Annotated in this window: 3 protein-coding genes and 4 tRNA genes; 5 read left to right on the top strand and 2 right to left on the bottom strand. The window is 37.2% G+C overall.

The features are described 5' to 3' along the window. Nucleotides 1–76, bottom strand: a tRNA-Val gene (locus tag I6F54_RS18220). Between the two features lie 1,169 nt (nucleotides 77–1,245). Here I6F54_RS18220 and I6F54_RS18215 point away from each other — a divergent pair. From I6F54_RS18215 to I6F54_RS18195, 5 genes are all read left to right on the top strand, one after another. Beyond that, nucleotides 1,246–1,321: transfer RNA gene (locus I6F54_RS18215), tRNA-Ala, on the top strand. 37 nt (nucleotides 1,322–1,358) lie between these two features. Then, nucleotides 1,359–1,434: transfer RNA gene (locus tag I6F54_RS18210), tRNA-Glu, on the top strand. A 182-nt stretch (nucleotides 1,435–1,616) separates the two neighbouring features. Beyond that, nucleotides 1,617–1,692, top strand: a tRNA-Glu gene (locus I6F54_RS18205). Nucleotides 1,693–1,974: 282 nt separating this feature from the next. After that, complete coding sequence (locus I6F54_RS18200) at nucleotides 1,975–4,842, top strand: M16 family metallopeptidase (protein WP_197142557.1); 2,868 nt, start codon at nucleotides 1,975–1,977, stop codon at nucleotides 4,840–4,842. Nucleotides 4,843–5,092: 250 nt separating this feature from the next. Further along, on the top strand, nucleotides 5,093–5,359 hold the full coding sequence (locus I6F54_RS18195; protein WP_165729482.1) for a DksA/TraR family C4-type zinc finger protein: 267 nt from the start codon (nucleotides 5,093–5,095) through the stop codon (nucleotides 5,357–5,359). Between the two features lie 55 nt (nucleotides 5,360–5,414). Here the strand turns inward: I6F54_RS18195 and gloA are convergent, their stop codons facing one another. Beyond that, a complete protein-coding gene (gene gloA, locus I6F54_RS18190; protein ID WP_165729483.1) occupies nucleotides 5,415–5,816 on the bottom strand; it encodes a lactoylglutathione lyase in 402 nt (133 codons plus the stop codon). Nucleotides 5,817–6,000 lie beyond the last annotated feature (184 nt).

The following is a 6,000-nucleotide window of genomic DNA, read 5'->3' as shown; positions in this document are numbered from 1 at the left end:
TGGTGGGTGATACTGGACTTGAACCAGTGACCCTCGCCTTGTAAGGGCGATGCTCTCCCAACTGAGCTAATCACCCACATCTAAACAACATTGCATTGCTGCGTTGTTGTGGGGCGCTATTATAGATAGAGTTGAAAATGTGTCAACACTTGAATGATAAAAATGTGCTGAATGAAGGTTTTATAAACAATAGGATATGGTTGAAGTCTATTTTATCATCAAATTTGATATTGCAGTTCAATTAAGCACCTAATAAGCTCCTAAAAGTGAGTAGGGAATTGTATTTTATTAATCTTAAATTTAGCTTCACGATACTTATTGTTTTTTTTACTGGAGTCGTTTTTATGATTATGAGCAAGATGGATTAATATTAGGGCTAGTTATTTAGTGAATAGAGCGGTCCTTTAAAAATGAATTTAATCTAAACTTCCCAAAACAAATGCTATTTTCAGCATTCTAAACTCTATTTTTGTACTTACTTTATTTTTATAAGCCAACCTAGCCAAATCGTAAATACTCATACTTCACTAATAGCCTTCGGATTAAGACTAAATAGATCACACATAACTAGTGCGTGTTGACCTTTGTGGATTGAACCCAAAGGGCAGCGCATGTTTGGACTTTATGCGGCGTTATCGCCTATTCATGGGTAATAACCAAACTACAATAGGCTCTGCCTTGCCTAAAAAGCAAACATACTGCTGCAAATTCACCCACCAAAGATCAACACGCCCTGAAGTTTTGTACATAGCATTACGAAGCTACAATGCTCTTTAAAAAATATTCTTCAAACAATAATCGAGTTTTTAGTACGAGTGACGCTGGTTAATAAGCAAGTAAAGGCTGCGGGTACTCTCAAATCCACATTTAAGTTTTGGTTATTATAAGCAATTGTAACTTTTAAAAGATTAAGGCGATTGGCGGGGCCTTAATTGGTAGTTTTTAGATAAGTTCAATTTGCATATAAATGTATACCTTTGCTTTGATGCAATTTTGTTGCATTAAATAGGGGAGTAGGGTGTTGTTAAGTATTCGCTGCGATATAGTGATGTTATTATAAGCAGTAGGGCTAGAATCTTATTCAAATTGTATTTTTTAGCACGCTTGATAGCCAGTTTGTTGAAAATTAAACCATTTAAATAAAGCTAGGTAAAAAACTGTTGACTTTATTTTGGGTGGTGCATAGAATGCGCCCCGCACTAAGCGATACACGATGTGTTTATCACGACGGGTATTGATTAAGTTGGGGCCATAGCTCAGCTGGGAGAGCGCTTCGCTGGCAGTGAAGAGGTCTGCGGTTCGATCCCGCATGGCTCCACCAAAAATTAGTGTTTTGTCCTAGGGTAGCAGTTTTCTGTGTCCCCATCGTCTAGAGGCCTAGGACACCGCCCTTTCACGGCGGTAACAGGGGTTCGAATCCCCTTGGGGACGCCACTTACTATTTTAAGTATTGTGTAAAGCAGTGTGACACCGCACTCTCTATGCACGACGTTATCAAGAGTACTAATCTCTTGGGGACGCCACTTACTTATTTTTAATAGGAAAGTGAAGTGTTATTAAGAAAGCTCGCCTGAAACGAGTCTAAAAATTCAGTTGTCCTAGTGACACATTTATGTGTCCCCATCGTCTAGAGGCCTAGGACACCGCCCTTTCACGGCGGTAACAGGGGTTCGAATCCCCTTGGGGACGCCACTTACTATTTTAAGTATTGTATAAAGCAGTGTTACATAACACTCTATATGCACGATGTTATTAAGAGTATCAATCTCTTAGCTATATCATTTACTACTTAGATAGGGAAGTGCAGTGTTATTAGAATAAAACCACAAATTAACACCCTCATTTCACACTTCATTTTTATATCAATCTATTTACACTTTGTTACAAAACCAAGCCCATAATCGCTCCATATTCCTTGTTGTACTTTTAATTAGTCTTTAAACTCATTGAGTTAATTTAAATATGGACTAAAAAATGAAACTCACAAAAATTGCACTTGCTGTTTTACTTGCATCAGGGTTGGCTGCATGTAATAGCTCAACTCAAGCTGTTGATAAAAATATTGTTACAGAAACATCAATTCCTGGCGTTACACTTATTGAATCAGTGAAATCTAATGCAGGTGAAATCAACATACCGTATAAAAAATATAAACTAGATAACGGTTTAACTGTAATTGTGCATGAAGATCATTCAGATCCCTTAGTACACGTTGATGTAACATACCACGTTGGTTCTGCTCGCGAAGAGTTGGGTAAGTCAGGCTTTGCTCACTTTTTTGAGCATATGATGTTTCAAGGTTCAGAGAATGTTGCTGATGAGGAACATTTTAAAATAATATCTGAAGCAGGCGGTACTTTAAATGGTACAACTAACTCAGATAGAACAAATTATTTTGAAACAGTACCTGTAAATCAATTAGAAAAAATGTTGTGGCTAGAAGCTGATCGAATGGGCTTTTTACTCGATGCTGTAACCCAAGAAAAATTTGAAGTACAACGCGAAACAGTAAAAAATGAGCGCGGCCAACGTGTTGATAATCGCCCTTATGGTCGTTTAGGTGAACGTGTTGCTCAAGCGATGTATCCAGATGGTCATCCATATTCATGGCCAGTAATTGGTTTTATGGACGATCTTAATCGCGTAAATGTAAATGATTTAAAAGCATTCTTTTTAAAGTGGTATGGTCCTAATAATGCAACGCTTACTATTGGTGGCGATATCAACGCTAATGAAATACTGCCATTAGTTACTAAATACTTTGCACCAATTCCAAAAGGCCCTGAAATCCCTACAGTAGAAAAAACAGCTGTAACACTCAATGCTGATAGATATATTTCAATGGAAGATAAGGTACATTTGCCTTTATTAAGTATGAGTTTCCCAACGACTTACGCTCGCTCTGAAGATGAAGCACCTCTTGATATACTTGCTGAAATATTGGGTGGTGGTAATAATTCACTACTATACAAAAACTTAGTTAAAACTCAACTTGCTGTTCAAGCAAGTGCAAATCATCCATGCCAAGAGTTAGCGTGTTCAATTAGTCTTTATGCTTTACCAAATCCTACAGCAGGGAAAACGTTAGCTGATATGGAAAAAATCATTCGTGATTCATTTGTTGAATTTGAAGAGCGTGGCGTTACACAAGATGATTTAGATAAAGTAAAAGCTAAAATAGAATCTGGTGCAATTTTTGGTCTGCAAAGCGTATCAGGAAAAGTCTCTCAACTAGCCGCGTCAGAAACGTTTACAGGTAACCCAAATTCAGCTAAAGATGAGATTGCACGTTATAACAAAGTTACAAAAGCTGATGTTATGCGTGTTTTTAATCAATATATCAAAGGTAAATCTGCCGTTATTATGAGTGTTGTACCAGAAGGGCAAACTCAACTTATAGCTGCTCCAGACAACTTTACGCCTAAATCGCATGATTTTGGAGGTCCATCTACAACTTCAGCTGATGATTTAGTGGCACGAAGAGCTGTTGATACATTTGATCGAAGTGCTCATCCAGAGGCCGGCGCAAATCCTGCTGTTGATGTTCCTACTCTTTGGCAAACTAAGACCGAAAACGGTATTAAAATATTAGGTACTCAAAGTACAGAAACGCCAACTACCGCTATTTTCATTAAAGTTCCGGGTGGCCTGTACAGTGAGCAAGCTAGTAAAGTGGGTTTATCATCAATAACTGCATCGTTAATGAGCGAGTCAACGCAAAACTACACTACAGAGCAGATGAGTAACGCGCTTGAAAAACTAGGTAGCCAGGTAAGTATCTACTCAGATAAAACACATACAAATGTGTATGTTTCTAGCTTAACCAAAAATGTAGATGCAACGCTAAAGCTTGTAGAAGAAAAGTTATTTAAACCAGCATTTAATGCAGATGACTTTGAGCGTAATAAAAAGCAAATCATTCAAAATATTCAACATTCAATGAAGGATGCTGGGTATTTAGCATCTAATACATATAGTAAATTACTATATGGCAACAATATAGCTGCACTTCCAAGTACTGGAACGCTTAATAGTATAGAGGCTATTGCACTTGCTGACGTTAAAGCTTTTTATAACGCAAACTTTAAACCGCAGGGCGCTCAAGTAATTATTGTTTCTGATTTAAAAGAGTCAACAATTGAACCAAAAGTTAAAGCTACACTTACAAATTGGAAAGGTAAATCGAGCTTAGTAGCGGTTGATTTCAGTGAACCTAAAGTAGAAACTAATGTAATTTATTTGGTCGATAAACCAGACGCTCCTCAATCAGAAATTCGTATAGGTAAACGCGATATGGTTGAAGATATTACAGGTGAGTTTTTTAAAGCTAACTTGATGAACTTTGCACTTGGTGGCACGTTTAATAGCCGTATCAATCTAAATTTACGAGAAGATAAAGGCTACACTTACGGTGCTCGCTCTCGTTTCTGGGGTGATAAAACATCAGGTGGCTTTACCGCTTCTGCAGCGGTGAGAGCCGACTCTACTGCAGCGTCTATTACAGAGTTTACTAATGAGCTTAATAACTATGCTCAAAACGGTGTCACTGATGAAGAGCTTATGTTTATGCGTAAGGCTATCAATCAAAAAGATGCGCTTAAATACGAAACGCCTAATGCAAAACTTGGCTTTTTAGCACAAATATTAGAATTCGATTTAAAACCTAGCTTTGTAAAAGAAAGGAATGAGATTGTTAGCAATATCAGCAAAGAAGAAGTTAACGCCTTAGCTAAAAAACACTTAAATACTAAAGACATGATTTATTTAGTAGTGGGTGATGCTAAAACACTTCGTCCAGAGCTCGAAAAATTAGGTATGAAGGTTGTTGACTACAGTCTTTAATATTTAAATAAATCATTGGAATTATAAAGCAGCTTTTTTAGCTGCTTTTTTTTGCCTAATTGTAGAGTGTTGAATTTTTTGTGAAAAATAGATTACAAGGAGCAACTACAGCATCTTTCTTTAGATATAAAATATAGTTTTATAGCTTAAACCTTCAAAGAACATCACATTCCTAGCTTTTTTATTCAGTACTTATAAAGATTCGATTTGGTAGCATAAATTTAAACATCCAACTTTATTAGGAGGATTTATGGCAAGTGGATGGGCACGAGACGGTGCAATTCAAGATCAAATTGATGCGAGTGTTAATGACGCCGTACAGTATGCAAGAAGCAATTTAATATCTGGCGCAAGTGCAGAGTTATGTGATGAGTGCGATGAGGAAATCCCACAAGCACGAAGGCTCGCGTTACCAGGAGTGCGCTATTGTGTTGCATGCCAAGCTGCAATAGAAGGTAATGGTGCTAGCGCTAAATCGTTTAATAGACGTGGCAGTAAAGACAGTCAGTTGCGTTAAAAGGTGCTAAAAAGCACCTTTTTTAATTTAAACTAGCACCCATAACTTACATAACTTAAAAGTTACTCATGTCATCTTTTTTCTGAATAAGTTCTATTGAATAACCGTCAGGGTCTTTTACAAAAGCAATTTCAGTAGTACCGCCTTTTACAGGCCCAGGTTCACGACTAACATTACCACCGGCTGCCTTAATATCAGCACAGGCTTTGTAAATATTATCAAATTCGATGGCTATATGGCCATAAGCATTACCAAGGTCGTAGCTATCCTCATCCCAGTTATATGTCAATTCTAGGACTGTCGTGTCCTTCTCATCTCCATACCCAATAAAAGCCAATGTATATCGATACTCGTCATTGTCTGCGCGTCGTAACTCTTTCATACCTAATACTTCAGTATAAAAAGCAATTGATTTGTCTAAATCCGCTACACGCAGCATAGTATGTAATAAACGCATTATTCAGTTCCTTTAGTGATTTTTCAAAGTTCAGTATATTTTTAACTAAGCGCTATTATTAAGCGCATTTTGTGGTTTTTATATGTATTAGCCATATATGTAGGCGTTACGTACAAATCACAACCTCAATACCATTTAGAGTCGGAAGCTGTTCACGTATGGTCTTTATAATTTCACCAATAAC

It is taken from the genome of Pseudoalteromonas sp. SWXJZ10B, from assembly GCF_015864475.1.
Classification (GTDB): Bacteria; Pseudomonadota; Gammaproteobacteria; order Enterobacterales; family Alteromonadaceae; genus Pseudoalteromonas; species Pseudoalteromonas arctica.
The sequence above is the reverse complement of the archived record's forward strand: the minus strand, read 5'-3'. Positions and strand labels throughout refer to the sequence as shown.